Here is a 15,113-nt window from a genome sequence, read left to right on the forward strand (position 1 = left end):
GCCTTGTCCGATTAACTTTGTGCGTACAAAAATGAAGCTCGAACAGATGGACGCTGGAGAACTGTTAGAAGTATGGCTCGATGCTGGCGAACCGATCGAACAAGTACCCGACAGCCTTAAAATGGCAGGTTATACGATCGACCATATTATCCCCGATCTTGACTTTTTTAAGCTTCAAGTACACAGTTAGTAAAGCTTTTCTCCCATCTCCTCGCTCCCATCTCCCATCTCCAATGAAATTTGTCTGTACTCAGCACGACCTCAATATTAACCTCGCGCTAGTCAGTCGCGCTGTTTCCACTCGCCCAACTCACCCAGTTTTAGCCAACATCAAAATCTCAGCCACCACAGATCCAGATCGGATTCAGCTTACTGGCTTCGATCTGAGTTTAGGCATCCAAACAAATTTTGCCGCGCGGGTAGTAGAAGACGGCACATTAACATTACCTGCCAAATTGTTGAATGATATCGTTGCCAAATTACCCAGCGGTGAGATTACCCTGGACGATGAAGCTGGTGAGAACCTCGTGACAATTACCTCGGCAAACGGTCGCTATCAGGTACGCGGGATGAGTGCCGAAGAATTTCCCGAATTACCATCCATCGAGCAAGGCGAAACCAACCAACTTCCCGCTGCTGCTTTTATCGATGGTTTAAAAGGTTCGCTGATTGCTTGCAGCCAAGATGAGAGCAAACAAGTACTGACAGGAGTGTATCTTAAAGTCGAGCCAGATCGGTTAGAATTTGCCGCTACAGATGGTCATAGATTGGGAATAGTCGAAGTGTATCCAAATGAGTCTGCCGCGTCTCAGGCAACCGAGGAGGCGGCAGTGGATGTCAAAACCGGATCGTTTGAAGTGACAGTTCCGGCGAAAGCTTTGCGCGAACTCGAAAAAATGCTCGGTTCTGGGCAAGAAGGCGACAGGCTGGGGCTACAATTAGAACAAGGACAAGTCGTATTCGGTTGGGGCGATCGCAAATTAACCACGCGGACATTAGAAGGAAAGTATCCCGATTATCGGTTACTGATTCCCAAACAATTCCAACGCCAGATTACGCTCGATCGCAAGCAAATTCTCAGCGCGCTCGAACGGATTGCGGTGCTTGCCGACCAGAGTAATTTAGTGAAATTTAGCATCGATAGTGCCAACCAATCGCTAGATTTATCCGTCGAAAGTCAAGATCGCGGTAACGGTAAAGAATCTCTCGTCGCCCAAATTTCGGGAGCAAATTTAGATATCGCCTTTAATATTAAATACTTGATGGATGGCTTAAAAACTCTGCCCACCCAAGAAATTACGATCAGTCTGAATGGCCCGCTCGAACCTGTTATTCTCACGCCACTCGGCGGTGTAAAAATGACATATCTGGTAATGCCAGTTCAGCTTAGAACTTAGCAGCAATTTATCAACTGCTGGTGCTAAACGTTGCAAAATTATCAACTGCAACCTTAATTTTAATTTTTGGTCCCGATGTTGCCAAGCAGACAACCATGCCATCTACTACGACCATTTCCTTAATAGCTTCTCCATCTACATAAGTTCCATTTGGGCTGATATTAATAAATTGCCAACCAAGATCCAAACTCCAGCGTAGCTCTGCATGATGCCGAGAAACAACGGCACTAAATAACACCACATGGTTATCTGTCGCCCGTCCGATCCGAACGATATTTTCAGGCGTAAATGTCCAGCTTTGGACGGGAACCGAATTAAGTAGACTGAGAACGATCGCGGATGGTGCTTGAATCATGGCTGGTGAGAATTGAGCTAATCGCCTTCAGTAACTTGTCGGCTGCAATGCCAATTAATCTAACGTGAGTTCGATCGTGAATCTTGCTTAAATAGTAGTTGGTAAAAATCGAACCGATCGCCTTTAAGTTAATTCTAGTCATAAATATCGATCGATCTGACTGCAATCTTGGCTAAAAAAGTCGTAACTTAGATATTTAATGCCTGCTTAATTCTGTAATTGAGTGGGTTTTGACGATCGTCGATCTATAATTTAATTTAGAATCGAATCGATCGCCACATCCACTGGTTTTAGATGAGAATTTAGATCGAGCATCGACAACGAGTAATAACTATACTGTCGGTGGTTGAAACAGAAAAGTCACTAAATCGCCTTTACCCAAACCGATACGATCGCCAGGACGCAACAGATGTCGATTGCCTTTGGCTAAAACATTATGGTTGATGTAAGTACCATTAGCACTACCCGCATCCTCAATATAATAGTTCCCCTCTTCGATCCGAATATTTGCGTGAACTCTAGAGACTACCTCCGCACAGGGAAAACTCGATACATCGATATCTGGTGCGACTAGATCGTTTGGTTTGCCCAAATGAATCACCTGTAAATGCGACGGTAATTCTACAGGCAAATTAGTTTGTAGATGTAATAATTGACGTGCTGATGGGGGTGGAGTTTGTTCTAGGAGCGGCTCCGATGGCTCCGGCATCGGGATAACAGGAGGTACTTCTGCTGGTGGCACGATCGCCGCTGCCGCAGGTGCGGTTTCGACCGGATTAGTTGCTGCTACCATTGGTTGTAGCGGTGTTGCAAACAGATCTGCTTCGGGATTTGTCAAAATTGTTGGTGGTAAACCGACACTGACAGCTTCTGGAATCGGGCTTACCGCTTCGCTAGCAGGTGGATGCAGCAAAATTGGCGATTTTGCAGGATCGGGCTTGAGATTATGACCGCACTGTCCGCAAAAAGTAGCATCGATTTGAATCGAGGCACCACAGTTCGGGCAAGCTTTAGTGGCTGGTAGGGCGGTATAACAAGCTTCGCAGTTAGTTGCGCCTTCAGGGTTATCGTGCTTACAGTTTGGACAGACGATCATAAAAATTAGGTGTCAAGTTTGGATAGACGATCGTGAGAAATTAGATGTTAAGTTTGGATAGACGATCGGCAGAAATAAGTTTCAAGCTTGGATAGACAATTGTCAGAAATTTAGATATCAAGATTTTAAAGGCTTATCTCGCTTAGATTTCAGCAAAATTAGTCCTACAATCTTTAAGTATTCAATACTACCGACTTGCATCAAGTATATACCGACATTCACGCTGGTACAAACTAAATCTCGCCCTAAAAACTCAACCTCAACCAATCTCACTAGTGACGGTCATTCCTGCGCCTGCGGCAGCATCTAACAGCCACAATAACTCACCTTCGGGCTGAATGCCACGGGATGGATAAGCCGCAATATCGCCCTGCAGCGCAAAAATTTCTGCCAGTGCAGTTTGTTTGCTAGCACCTGCAACCAAAAAAATCGTACTGCGCGATCGATTCAGCAACGGGAAGGTAAAAGTCAGGCGAGGTTGTCCATCTTTTTCACCTGCGGTTACCAATCGATCGGCTACCGATAAAGCTGCTGTATGGGGGAATAAAGAGGCTGTATGCCCATCATCTCCCATCCCCAGCAGTACTATGTCAAAAACTGGAATCGACCCGGCTTCCAGCCCAAAATCAGCCAAGATCTCTGCTTCGTATGCTGAGGCTGCCAATTCCGGTCGCTCGCAGTCGGTCGGCATGGGATGAATATTTGCGGCGGGAATCGGCACTAAATCTAGCCACACCCGTTTGGTCATCCCATAATTACTATCGGGAGCGGTCGGTGCGACGTACCGTTCGTCTCCCCAAAAAATCCGAATTCGATCCCAGGGCAGATCGGTGTTCGCCAGAGCCGCGTACAATGGTTGCGGTGTCGAGCCGCCAGACAGCGCGATCGTGCAAGACTGTCGCTGGTCAATTGCCATGCGGATGCGATCGACAATTGCTGTCAAAGCAGCCGCTACCAGTGCCTGTCGATCGGGATAAATGCGAACTTTTGGGGTCATAACCAACGAGTTAACCAAAAAATATAGACTGAATAATTAGATTTTAAGCCAGACTTGGTAGCAATCGCTGGGAACTTACCCAAAACAAGCTAATCTAAGTTTTTAGATCCTCCACAACGCATCTACCCATCACTCACTGGTCGGAGCGAATATCTTAACATCTCAACAATTTAGACTATGCAACCTACTGTTAGTAGTTTTCTAACCCCGCTTGCCCTTAAAACCGCAGGTGCGGTATTGATTTTATCTTCCCTCATCGACCTGATTTTCATGCTCTGGCTCCCACCTGAAAATTTGGTGCTAGAGGGCAATCGGTGGTGGCTATATGCTACCAGTCAACTCGTCGATCGCGGGCTGCTACCATTGGTTGGTATTGCTTTTGTCGTCGCTGGCGACTGGATTGCCATTGTTTCGACAGAAGATGGCGGAGATCGCGGCAATGCTTGGAGGATCGGCACTTTTTCGCTAGCTAGCCTGTTAGGCTTGATTTTTATCTTGATTATTCCCTTCCAAATCGTTACCACTAACGATTTTAAAGCTCAAGATCTCACCAAAATTAGTGAAGAAGCGACCCAAATCAAACAGGGGATCGAGGGCAATCTCCAGCAAATTAACGCCCTCAGTAAAGATAAAGTTAAAGAACAGCTTACCGCGATCGATAAAGAGATCGCCAGCGGACAAGCTCAAGGCGAACGGCTGGCAAATCTCCAGCTTAATAAACTGTTACTGACCGACCCTAAAAAGTTTGCCCAAAAATCCGACCAAAATCTCCAACTCCAAAGACAAAAACGCGAAGCCCAAGTCAATACTAGAATGCTCCAAACTGGCGTTCGCACCAGTTTGGCGAGTTTTCTACTCGCCATTGCCTATATTACGATCGGCTGGACGGGCTTGAGACGCGTCTTGCGGTAGTTAAGTATGCTCTAGTTTCATTCTTCAACCCAACCTACAGATCCTTGTACTTAGTTAACGTGAGTTTGGGATAAGGATATTTGCTCCGCCAGGGCACCGCCTCCGATTTCCAGTCTCTAGGCATTTCTGATCCCAAACTCACGTTAGTTACTATTGGTGCCAGATCTGAGTTGACTTACATCTTCCCTAGATCTGGCAAAGCTTTGTATAGTATGAGTAGACAAGATCGATAAAACCTGTCGTACTACCCAGTCGGAAATTTGTGTTCCAACATTTCAAGCAGGACTTAAAAAATGATTTAATAGCTGGATTGCTAGTAGTGATTCCACTCGCTACTACTCTCTGGCTGTCAATTAATGTCACGACATGGGTCGTTAATTTTTTGACGCGCATCCCCAAGCAAATCGCTCCCTTTGAAGGTTTAGACCCGATTTTAGTCTATTTCTTAAACTTATTAGTCGGTTTGGCAGCACCCTTATTAATTATCCTGACGATTGGGTTAATGGCTCGAAATTTTGCCGGGAAGTGGCTGTTAGATATCGGCGAACGGTTACTACAAGCCATTCCCCTCGCAGGTGCGGTGTATAAAACACTCAAACAACTACTAGAAACTCTCCTGCGGGATTCGGGCAACAAATTCCGCCGCGTAGTTTTGGTTGAATATCCGCGTCGCGGGATTTGGGCATTGGCGTTTGTAACAGGCACGCTCGATAGTGAAATACAGTCCCAGATGCCTCAAGGAATGCTAAATTTATTTATCCCCACTACCCCAAATCCGACGACTGGCTGGTATGCTGTCGTAGCGGAAACCGAAGTCTTAGATTTGGCAATGTCGATCGAGGATGCTTTTAAAGTAGTTATTTCTGGTGGCATCGTCAATCCAGGTAATGTCGCCGTCGCCGCTTTGAGTCAAACTTCAGATCCGATCGTGGTTGCTCCCGTAGCTACCGGATTACCCGTCCCTATTATCGATTCTCCAGAGGAGAGGGCTTTCCGCCAACGGGAGGACAATTCCTCATCGTAAATTATTGTTCGTAATGGATCTTTATCTGAAGATAGCCACCCAGATTAAACAATTTTTCAAGCACGACGCAATCGAACTCCCTCTAGAAATAGAGGGAAAAATTTTGCGGATCGAAGTGCCAATTCCCCAGGTTGAGCCATTGAGTTGGCTGGCACGACAACAGTCAGATGTCAAAACTTATTGGGCCGATCGTCAGGGTCGGTTTACAATGGCTGGCATCGGTACGATCGATACTATTGCTAGCGACTTGCCAATTAGTTACGCACATGTATTCGATCGACTTCGCCAAAATTTGTCATCTTTATTTCCTAAGGTTCGATACTATGGAGGGATCGGATTCAGCCAAGATCGCTGGATCGATCCGAGTTGGAAATTATTTGGTAATTATCGCTTTGTAGTGCCTAGATTTGAGATTTGGACGGATGGCATTGAGACTTTTTTTGCTTGTAACTGCTTGCTTACTCTCCCCTCTGGACAATGGGATCGAGAGTTAGATCTAATTTTAGCAGAGCTAATTAAACTCGATTTAACCCAACCAGAAATCGCCATCAATCTACCACCAATTCAAATTTCTAGGTTAGATACTCCCAATCGCTATGAGTGGTCGCAAAATGTCGAATTATCCTTAGCTAAATTTGCCGATTTCCAGCTTGAAAAAATTGTCCTAGCCCGAAAATCTACGTTAACATTTGCGAGTAATCTTCAGCCCCAACTACTGTTATTATTATTGCAACCAAATAATCATCCCAGTTATCATTTTTGCTTTCAAATTGATGCCACGACAGCATTTATTGGCACGTCTCCCGAACGACTTTATTATCGTCACGATCGATTGTTAAAAACTGAAGCCATTGCGGGTACTCGTCACCGTGGAGCATCAACACAGAGCGATATCCAGTTGAGTGAAGAGTTGCAGAGTTCGCCTAAAGATATCCGCGAACATCAACTAGTTGTCGATCACCTCCAGTCGATTCTTGCCCAACTATGTCAATCGGTAGAGCTAAATCGAGCAGCGTCTATTCTCAAACTCAATAAAGTTCAACATCTTTATACCCAATTTCAGGGCATCCTCACACCCGATGTCACCGATGCAGATATTCTCCCTCAGCTCCACCCCACCCCAGCAGTCGGCGGAGTCCCCAGAATTCCAGCCCTGAAATTAATTCAAGAATTAGAACCCTTCGAGCGCGGCTGGTACGCTGCGCCAGTGGGGTGGGTTGGTGCTGATGATGCAGAATTTGCAGTTGCCATTCGATCGGGATTAATCGATCGTCATCGCTTACTATTATTCGCAGGTGCTGGCATCGTTACAGGTTCTCAAGCTGAGGAAGAATGGATCGAAATCGAAAATAAAATCCGGCACTTTACCGATTTATTTACTTTTGCAAATAGCTCGACTATTGCAGGGCATCGATCGCATATTGAGCGATAAGAATTGTTAATTTTGCCCGTTCTAACTCAGATAAGTGTTCCCATGCCAAAGGTCTGACAATATTATCGGGGTTATCGACACCAGGATTGCAACGCATGGCATAAGCATACGGTCTAGCCATTACCAATAAATCATCATTAGCCCAATTCGATAACAAATCGCGCACCGCACTTACTAACTGCTCCACTGGTTCTAATTTACTACTCGCCAACGCGCTGGCATTAGCCGCAATTCGCTCTAGCCATTGCTGAGGTACTCTAGCACCAAACTTGGCAGTTAGGGTTTCTAGTGCGCCAATCTCGACGTTATCGGCATTATCCCAACAAGATTGAATGGTCGTAAAAAAAGATTGCGACTTTTGGGCGATTTCTGCATCAGTCCAATCATCCAGACTAAAATGAAGATCGGATTGGGCATAATAATCGGCTGTCTCTGGATCGGCTGGATTCCAGGGATACTCGGTTGTCGAGGCTGCAAGGAGGCAATCCATTAATTCAGCTTCAGATAAATTGTGGCGGTCGGGTTGAGAATTGAATGACATGATTGCGCTCCTTGCGTGTACGACGGGGTTTCGTAATTAATATATTAATTTATGTAAGTAACTTTACAACCAATTGGAACTTTCTTGAAGCAAATTCTATCTAAGGTCGATTAGGTCTGTTATTTACTACATTTTACCGCTATCTGATTCCGCAAAGGTGCGAAAGTCTTTGGTGGATGGGATCGAGTATTATTCTCTATGTTAATAAATAAACCAGTGCCAAACATCCCTCCATCGGTTGACACGCCCAGCCGCTCGTGGGTAGGTTTACCGCTTAACCGAAACCGAGTTTTGACAATCTTGGTAGGTAAATACAGACAATCTTCGGTTAGATTCGATCGCCACTAGATATTGCGTAGGGTGGGCAGTGCCCACCATCTATGTTTCAGGCGACTTAGATCTAATAAATATTTGCGACAAGCTAATTATCTCTGCTCTAAATTGGTTAAAATCCCCCGCATGACGATCGATATTTTACTAGTAGACGACCAAAATCTGATTCGGCAAGGATTAAAAGCTTTACTCGAACTAGAAACCGATCTGCGCGTAGTCGGTGAAGCCGAAAATGGGGCAATCGCGATCGAGTCAGTCAAAGCACTACAACCGAATGTAGTATTAATGGATATTCGGATGCCAGTCATGGATGGAGTGACAGCAACCAAGGAAATTTGTCAGCAATTTCCGCATGTAAATATTCTGGTGCTGACAACCTTCGATGATGATACCTATGTATCGGCAGCGATCGAGTACGGAGCTAAGGGTTACTTGCTCAAGGATACACCATCGGAAGAAATTGCCGCAGCCATTCGGGCAGTCGATCGTGGCTATACGCATCTAGCACCCGGAATGCTGGCTAAAGCCATGTCTAGACAAGCAGAGCACCAGATTGCCCCGTTACCACCAGCACTCCAAGAATTAACCCCCCGCGAACTCGAAGTCTTGAAACTCATCGCCAAAGGTGCCAACAATCGCGAAATTGCCCAGATCTTGTATATTTCCGAAGGTACGGTTAAAAACCATGTTACAAACCTGTTAAATCGGCTCAATTTGCGCGATCGAACTCAAGCAGCAATCTTCGCCAATACTTACCTGTAAACTAAGTTGGTACAGGCACATAGATTTGCTCAGTCATTTAGCGGATATGTAGGCAAATTACTCAGCCATTACATGCATAAATTGTCATTTTTGGCAATTGAAGATACCTTTAGCGTACTTAGACGAAATCGGGATTGGTTAAAATAAGTGACTAGTATATACTCGCACTAGCTAAACTTTAATCTGATGATTACTAACTTCTCTAAAACGCAAGTAGAGCGCAAATGTCCCAAATGTGGAAACTCCGATGTTGTCCGTTCGCAGCGGATCGATCTCTTTGAAAAAATGCTCGGTGTTGTCAATGTCTATCCCTATCGGTGTCAGAAGCACACCTGCAAGCACCGCTTTGAAAGTGTCGGTCGCGAATAATCCACCCCTTCTAGTCCAATTTCGAGGCGATCTCGCTCGCAATCTCCGCCAATCTACTGGTTTAAGCAGCTAAAACTTACCTGCTATTTCTGACAATTGTTGAGCCGCACGCTTTACCAACTCTAATATTTAGTGCCTACTACCCTGACTTTTTGCAAGGGCAACTTGGCAATTATCGATCGAGATGATACAATAGATTCAGTACACAAGTACTGACCCATGCAGCCGTGCGATTAATACCACTTGCAACCCGGATGATGGATCGTCATCCATGCGTTTAGTCTAGCCACACATCACTGGCTCACTCTTAACTGTGCGGATATCACCTACTATGCGTTGTTACGGTGTAGACTCCATGAGTCTAACGAACGCATAGTAGGTGTATCCGCTGGCGTTGAGCGAGCCAGTCCTCAGCGGTTTACGAAGCGGAATCGCACTGTGAAATGGGAATTGTTCGATTGAGGATGACTTGTTTATCCTCGATCGCTAATTAATCACCTCAACATCATGACCGAACAGCCGCGCACTCGTCAGGATCTTTACGATCGAATTCGTCAAACTTCCAAAGCAGAATTTATTCTCGACGAGATGATCCGCCTGGGATTTTGGTCGGCAAGCGGCGAAATTCCCAACGATCCGGCAGATGAAATTCGGCGGCGTGGCGAAATTCAACGAGAACTCGATACCCTCAGAGCGGAAAATCGCCGCTTGCATAATGAGGAAGCTCTCAAGAAAGCCGCTCTTAAATTACGGATGGCGGAGTCGCGCCGCAAGCAGCAAGAAACCAAAGAGCGTCGCGAAAAAGAACGCCAAGAACGCGCGGTAGCATGGCAAGCACGCCAAGCCAGCGAAATTAATTATTTAGGTGCAGGAGTTTCGGCAGGATTAAACCAAGCGAATTCCGATCTGGATAGATTACAGCAGCATCATCTCCCCATCTTACATACTGGCGCAGATCTGGCGATCGCGATGAATATTTCGATCGGGCAACTGCGGTTTTTAGCATTCTCCCGCCGCGTCGCTACTATTTCTCATTACATCCACTTTCAGATTCCCAAAAAAACTGGCGGCGTTCGCCAAATTTCAGCACCATTACCCCGGCTCAAGCAAGCACAGCAGTGGATTCTCGACAATATTTTAGAACGAGTAGTCCTCCACCCCACCGCGCACGGATTTAGGCGGGGTCGATCGATAATTACCAATGCCCAGCCGCATGTGGGCGCACTCGCCGTCATCAATCTCGATTTACAGAACTTTTTCCCATCGATTTCTTATTGTCGAATTAAAGGAATTTTCCGATCGTTAGGTTATTCCGAAGCAATTGCCACTATTTTGGGCTTAATCTGCACCGAGCCAGATGTCACCGCCGTCGAATTAGATGGCAAAAGTTATTACATCGCCCAAGAGCAGCGGTATTTGCCCCAAGGTGCCCCCAGTAGCCCCGCACTCACAAATTTACTCTGCCGGAGATTAGATCGCAGGCTCGATCGGATGGCGCAAAATCGCGGCTTTACGTATACACGATACGCTGACGATCTAACCTTTTCGACTGTCGATCGGGATAAGCTCAGAGACATTGGTAATATTCTCCAAGGCACCCAAAATATTGTCACTCACGAAGGGTTAACGATTCACCCTAACAAAACTCGCGTGCTGAGAAACTCGCAACAGCAAGAAGTCACCGGGGTAGTAGTAAATCAGAAGCTCAATATCGACAGGGCTTTGCTCAAACGCTTTCGCGCCACCCTCTACCAAATCGAAAAAGATGGTTTAGCAGGCAAACAGTGGGGACAAGGCACAGATTTATTACAATCGATCGTCGGTTTTGCCAATTATGTCGCAATGGTCAATCCGAGCAAAGGTAGTGAATTTCTAGCTCAAGTGCAACGCATTCAGAAAAAATACGGCAAACGCAGAAGGTGAGCGGAGATGGGAGTTCGGAGATGGGAGTAAGAAGTAAGGAGTAAGGAGTAAGAAGTAAGAAGTAAGGGTGATTTTGGATTGTACGTTTATTTTCTCTACAGTCCCCCCGTCTCCTTTGTCCCCCTATCTCCCAACTCCCAACTCCCATCTCCCATCTCTCCCCCCCCGCTTATCATATAAACATTAGAAAAACCTATTTATTTAATATTTGTTTAATAGTTTGCAGCAAGGAATTAAATCTAGGGTTATGCTAAAGGGGTAAGCCGATCGGGAGTGGGGTAGATATACCTCGAATCATGTATGGAAATCAGAAGTCCATCGGCTGTTGTCAGTGGGGCATCAGTCTTCAGTCGGGTTGAAGAACTGCACGAGCTGTGTGGCGAACGATCGATCTTATTAGATTTGGTGACAGATGCGATCGTTCTACGATCGATCGATGGGCAAGTAAAATACTGGAATCGCAGTGCCGAGCGGATGTATGGCTGGCTGGCGGCGAATGCCATCGGTAGACAAATAGTAGATTTTCTTTATCACATTGACGATCCGCATTATCAAGCCGCGATCGCCCAGACACTCGATCGGGGAGAATGGAGTGGCGACATGCAACTATTAACGCGAGAAGGTAAAAGTATTACTGTCGCCAGTCATTGGTATCTACTCGCCGCCACAACTGCTAGCCCACAATCGATTTTGACGATCGATTCCGATATTACCCAGCATAAGCTATTAGAGCGGCAATTTCTTCACGCCCAACGGCTGGAAAATTTAGGCGCATTAGCTAGCGGCATCGCCCACGACCTTAATAATATTCTCACGCCGATCGTCGCGATTACCGAACTACTGCCCCTAAAGCTCAAAAATTTAGACGAGCGCACCCAAAAATTACTCAATACCCTATCCGAAAATTCTAAACGCGGGCGAGAATTAGTCGCCCAAATTCTCAGTTTTGCCAGAGGTGGCGATGGCGAACATACCCTTTTGCAACCGCGCCATTTGCTAGCAGAAGTAATGCAAATTGCCAGACAAACATTTCCGAGATCGATCGAAGTCAGCCTCCAAATCGAGAATACCCACTTGTGGACATTATCCGCCGATGCCAATCAACTCCATCAAGTCCTAATTAACTTATGCATCAACGCCCGCGACGCAATGCCAACTGGGGGCGAGTTGACGCTCAGAGCTGAAAATATCATTATCAGCTCTGAGTATACAAAACTTCATCCTCACGCGCACAGCGGGGCATATGTCGCAATTACAGTTGCAGATACGGGCATCGGCATCGAGCCAGAATCGATCGAGCAGATTTTTGAGCCATTTTTTACAACTAAAGAAATTGGTAAAGGTACCGGATTGGGATTATCGATCGTCAGGACGATCGTTAATAATCATCATGGCTTTATCGATGTTTCCAGTCAAGTCGTTGGCGGAGCCTCTCGGAACGAGAATCGCGGTTCGCAATTCCGCTTATATTTACCTGCGACACCGCCGAGCGAAGGCTTTTCCCACACGCAAATCGCAGCTAAATGCGCTCGATCCCATATCCCTCTGGTGGGCAAAAACGAGCTAATTTTAATCGTCGATGACGAACCCTCAATTCGCGAAATTCTGAGCACGACGATCGAATCTTATCAATATCGCACCATCTTGGCGAGTAATAGCCAACAAGCGATCGAACTATACAGCCAACATCATGGCGAAATTCAGGCGATTTTATTAGATTATATGATGCCCGGTGGCGATCCCCAACAGACGATCGCGCAATTTCACTCGATCGATCCCAACGTCCGCGCGATCGTCATGAGTGGCTTATCCGCTGACGAAATTGAGGCACACACTCATAGCGAAACAATTAAAGCCTTTCTTGCTAAACCTTTTAGCACGCAAGATTTACTCCAGACACTCCGCACTGTCTTAAATTAGCTGCGAGTGAATTCACAGCCATGAAGATGCCCCAATCGAGCGAGTAAGTCATGACTAAATTTCGATCGGTAAATCGATCGTAATGTTGAGATAATTGCATTCGTACAGGCTAGTGGCGCAACAACCCCGCCTAAATATGTCACTGAAAAAAAGGTGGCTCGGATCGTAGTCTAGAATTTATATCTAAGGTTTATGTCAGTGAAAAATTCTGTGCTGAAGGGAAAGGTCGTAGTAAAAAGGATGCATAGAAACAGGCTGCTGAATCTGCTTTGGCAAAACTAAGAAAGGAATATTAGTTTAATAACTCCCAGCAGCAAAGGCTATTCCGATCCCAAACGCTGGTTATTTAACTCGCGATTTTCCAATCGATTTAGCGGACACTTTTTTTGGCTTACTAACTATTTTCAACGTAGACTTACGAGCATCGAGATTGCGAAATGGTGTTGTCGTAGCCTTGCTTTTGGCAAATCGCTTATATGTCGATACCAACCAATCGCTCAGGTAGTGACTCATTGCGCCCAATTCTAGACCGCAAAATAAAGCTATATAAATCGCAGAATTTTTGGCGATCGATTGTTGTAGAATAACTAATAGCTGTTGCCCGGTATATGTCTTGATGCCAATAAACTGAGCTATTCCCAGCAAAAATAGACCGAGCAAACCCACCCATAAACTCAAATAAATAATTCGTCCGATCGTCCCAATAATAGGGCCATGCGACCAAATCGATCGATGTTTGAGAGCTTGTTGATAAGGTCGCCATAACCAGCGCAATTTACCCCACCGTTTGTAATGAATAGAGTATAAATCTAAGTCTGGCCCAAAAATTAACCCACTCACTAAGAATCCGCTCGAAACCCAAAATGCCAAATCGGCACGGGAAGTAACAAGTAGCGTACTTCCAGCGAGAATAGGCAAACTCCACAGTGTGACTCGATCGTGCGTGCGTCCGGATGGCAAGGTAAATTAGTTAGGGGGTCGGGGATCGAGATTTTTTTACAATACTATAATAATCATCTAAGTTGGTAATATTATTGAGAATAAAAGATCGCTTTCCAATTTAACAGCCCGATCGCCAGCAAAAATATCACAGGCGATCGCTATTATACACATCCCTATCCCCTATCCCCTAAATGACAGAATCGAGCCTTACTGACGAACAGTATAAACAGAAAATGCAGCGTCGCCAGCAAGTGCAGGCAGAGCGAATCGAGAAATCGATCGAAGCAAAAGGATTGATAATTGTCAATACCGGGACGGGTAAGGGCAAAACTACTGCCGCACTCGGAATGGTGCTTAGATCGCTCGGACACGGTTATCGAGTTGCGATCGTCCAATTTATCAAAGGGGCTTGGGAACCCGCCGAGAAGGCGATTTTAGAGCGGTTTGGCGACCAGTTAGTATTCCAGGCAATGGGCGAAGGTTTTACGTGGGATACTCAGGATCGCGATCGAGATATTGCCACTGCCGAGCGTGCTTGGGCACAGGCACTTGATTATATCATCGATCCAAATTATCAATTAGTATTGCTCGATGAAATTAATATCGCGCTCAAATTAGGCTATCTCAGTCCAGAAGTAGTAATTGCAGGTTTAGCACAAAAGCCCGAATTATCGCATGTGATTCTGACTGGTAGAGGCGCGCCTCAAAGTTTGATCGATGTGGCAGATCTAGTCACAGAAATGACAATGATTAAACATCCTTTTCGAGAGCAAGGTGTTAAAGCCCAACCTGGAATAGAATTCTAGTATTGTGAGAATCCCCATAAATCCCCCTTTCCAAGGCTATCGCGTACCGACATCTCTCGATCGAAGCGAAAACCCTAAAAATCTCCCTAAATCCCCCTTTTTAAGGGGGACTTCCGGATCCGGTTCCCCCCTTTTTAAGGGGGGTTAGGGGGGATTCAGATCTCGAAACGAAGTCCAGCCGACTTGTAATAAACCTTCCCCTCTACCCCTTTCCCCTAATTATTTATGCGCTTAACCTCCTTAGATGTCTTTCGGGGGATGACAATGGCTACCATGATTTTAGTAAATATGGCTAGCCTCCCCG

At 45.7% G+C, this 15,113-nt stretch carries 17 protein-coding genes; 11 read left to right on the forward strand and 6 right to left on the reverse strand.

Going from position 1 to position 15,113, the window contains the following annotated elements:
• The coding region (locus tag Q0R35_RS14030; RefSeq protein WP_295619382.1) for a sulfurtransferase TusA family protein at positions 1–190 on the forward strand (190 nt) is incomplete at its 5' end.
• 43 nt (positions 191–233) lie between these two features.
• Positions 234–1,397, forward strand: a complete 1,164-nt coding sequence (gene dnaN / locus Q0R35_RS14035) for a DNA polymerase III subunit beta (protein ID WP_295619385.1) — start codon at positions 234–236, stop codon at positions 1,395–1,397.
• Between the two features lie 10 nt (positions 1,398–1,407).
• Here dnaN and Q0R35_RS14040 read toward each other — a convergent pair whose 3' ends face one another.
• From Q0R35_RS14040 to pgl, 4 genes are all read right to left on the reverse strand, one after another.
• Positions 1,408–1,752 (reverse strand): FHA domain-containing protein, encoded by a 345-nt coding sequence (locus Q0R35_RS14040; protein WP_295619388.1) that lies wholly within the window; start codon positions 1,750–1,752, stop codon positions 1,408–1,410.
• Positions 1,712–1,894, reverse strand: coding sequence for a hypothetical protein (locus Q0R35_RS14045; RefSeq protein WP_295619391.1), 183 nt, complete (start codon positions 1,892–1,894; stop codon positions 1,712–1,714). The genes Q0R35_RS14040 and Q0R35_RS14045 overlap by 41 nt, the downstream gene beginning before the upstream one ends.
• Positions 1,895–2,083: 189 nt before the next feature.
• A complete protein-coding gene (locus tag Q0R35_RS14050) occupies positions 2,084–2,848 on the reverse strand; it encodes an FHA domain-containing protein (RefSeq protein WP_295619394.1) in 765 nt (254 codons plus the stop codon).
• A gap of 259 nt (positions 2,849–3,107) precedes the next feature.
• Positions 3,108–3,845, reverse strand: coding sequence for a 6-phosphogluconolactonase (gene pgl / locus Q0R35_RS14055; RefSeq protein ID WP_295619399.1), 738 nt, complete (start codon positions 3,843–3,845; stop codon positions 3,108–3,110).
• A 177-nt stretch (positions 3,846–4,022) separates the two neighbouring features.
• Here pgl and Q0R35_RS14060 point away from each other — a divergent pair, with 177 nt between their 5' ends.
• From Q0R35_RS14060 to Q0R35_RS14070, 3 genes are all read left to right on the forward strand, one after another.
• On the forward strand, positions 4,023–4,757 hold the full coding sequence (locus Q0R35_RS14060; protein ID WP_295619402.1) for an HpsJ family protein: 735 nt from the start codon (positions 4,023–4,025) through the stop codon (positions 4,755–4,757).
• A gap of 262 nt (positions 4,758–5,019) precedes the next feature.
• Positions 5,020–5,781, forward strand: coding sequence for a DUF502 domain-containing protein (locus Q0R35_RS14065; RefSeq protein ID WP_295619405.1), 762 nt, complete (start codon positions 5,020–5,022; stop codon positions 5,779–5,781).
• Positions 5,782–5,794: 13 nt separating this feature from the next.
• Complete coding sequence (locus Q0R35_RS14070; RefSeq protein WP_295619409.1) at positions 5,795–7,213, forward strand: isochorismate synthase MenF; 1,419 nt, start codon at positions 5,795–5,797, stop codon at positions 7,211–7,213.
• Here Q0R35_RS14070 and Q0R35_RS14075 read toward each other — a convergent pair.
• Positions 7,179–7,754, reverse strand: coding sequence for a hypothetical protein (locus Q0R35_RS14075; RefSeq protein WP_295619412.1), 576 nt, complete (start codon positions 7,752–7,754; stop codon positions 7,179–7,181). The genes Q0R35_RS14070 and Q0R35_RS14075 overlap by 35 nt on opposite strands.
• A 459-nt stretch (positions 7,755–8,213) precedes the next feature.
• Here Q0R35_RS14075 and Q0R35_RS14080 point away from each other — a divergent pair, with 459 nt between their 5' ends.
• From Q0R35_RS14080 to Q0R35_RS19570, 5 genes are all read left to right on the forward strand, one after another.
• Positions 8,214–8,849, forward strand: coding sequence for a response regulator transcription factor (locus Q0R35_RS14080; protein WP_295619415.1), 636 nt, complete (start codon positions 8,214–8,216; stop codon positions 8,847–8,849).
• Positions 8,850–9,035: 186 nt separating this feature from the next.
• Entirely contained in the window at positions 9,036–9,218 is a 183-nt protein-coding gene (locus Q0R35_RS14085; RefSeq protein ID WP_295619418.1) for a hypothetical protein, read from the forward strand.
• Between the two features lie 507 nt (positions 9,219–9,725).
• Complete coding sequence (locus Q0R35_RS14090) at positions 9,726–11,141, forward strand: reverse transcriptase family protein (protein WP_295619421.1); 1,416 nt, start codon at positions 9,726–9,728, stop codon at positions 11,139–11,141.
• Positions 11,142–11,441: 300 nt separating this feature from the next.
• Positions 11,442–13,061 carry an ATP-binding protein gene (locus Q0R35_RS14095; RefSeq protein WP_295619424.1) on the forward strand — a complete coding sequence of 540 codons (1,620 nt, stop codon included), beginning with the start codon at positions 11,442–11,444 and terminating at the stop codon, positions 13,059–13,061.
• Between the two features lie 179 nt (positions 13,062–13,240).
• The gene (locus Q0R35_RS19570; protein ID WP_366944894.1) at positions 13,241–13,309 is read left to right on the forward strand and encodes a hypothetical protein; all 69 of its coding nucleotides are present in this window, start codon (positions 13,241–13,243) and stop codon (positions 13,307–13,309) included.
• Positions 13,310–13,403: 94 nt separating this feature from the next.
• Here Q0R35_RS19570 and Q0R35_RS14100 read toward each other — a convergent pair whose 3' ends face one another.
• Positions 13,404–14,021 (reverse strand): metal-binding protein, encoded by a 618-nt coding sequence (locus Q0R35_RS14100; protein ID WP_295619427.1) that lies wholly within the window; start codon positions 14,019–14,021, stop codon positions 13,404–13,406.
• 173 nt (positions 14,022–14,194) lie between these two features.
• Between Q0R35_RS14100 and cobO the strand changes: the two genes are divergently transcribed.
• The gene (cobO, locus tag Q0R35_RS14105; RefSeq protein ID WP_295619431.1) at positions 14,195–14,809 is read left to right on the forward strand and encodes a cob(I)yrinic acid a,c-diamide adenosyltransferase; all 615 of its coding nucleotides are present in this window, start codon (positions 14,195–14,197) and stop codon (positions 14,807–14,809) included.
• Positions 14,810–15,113 lie beyond the last annotated feature (304 nt).

It is taken from the genome of Chamaesiphon sp. GL140_3_metabinner_50 (genome assembly GCF_025361915.1).
Classification (GTDB): domain Bacteria; phylum Cyanobacteriota; class Cyanobacteriia; order Cyanobacteriales; family Chamaesiphonaceae; genus Chamaesiphon.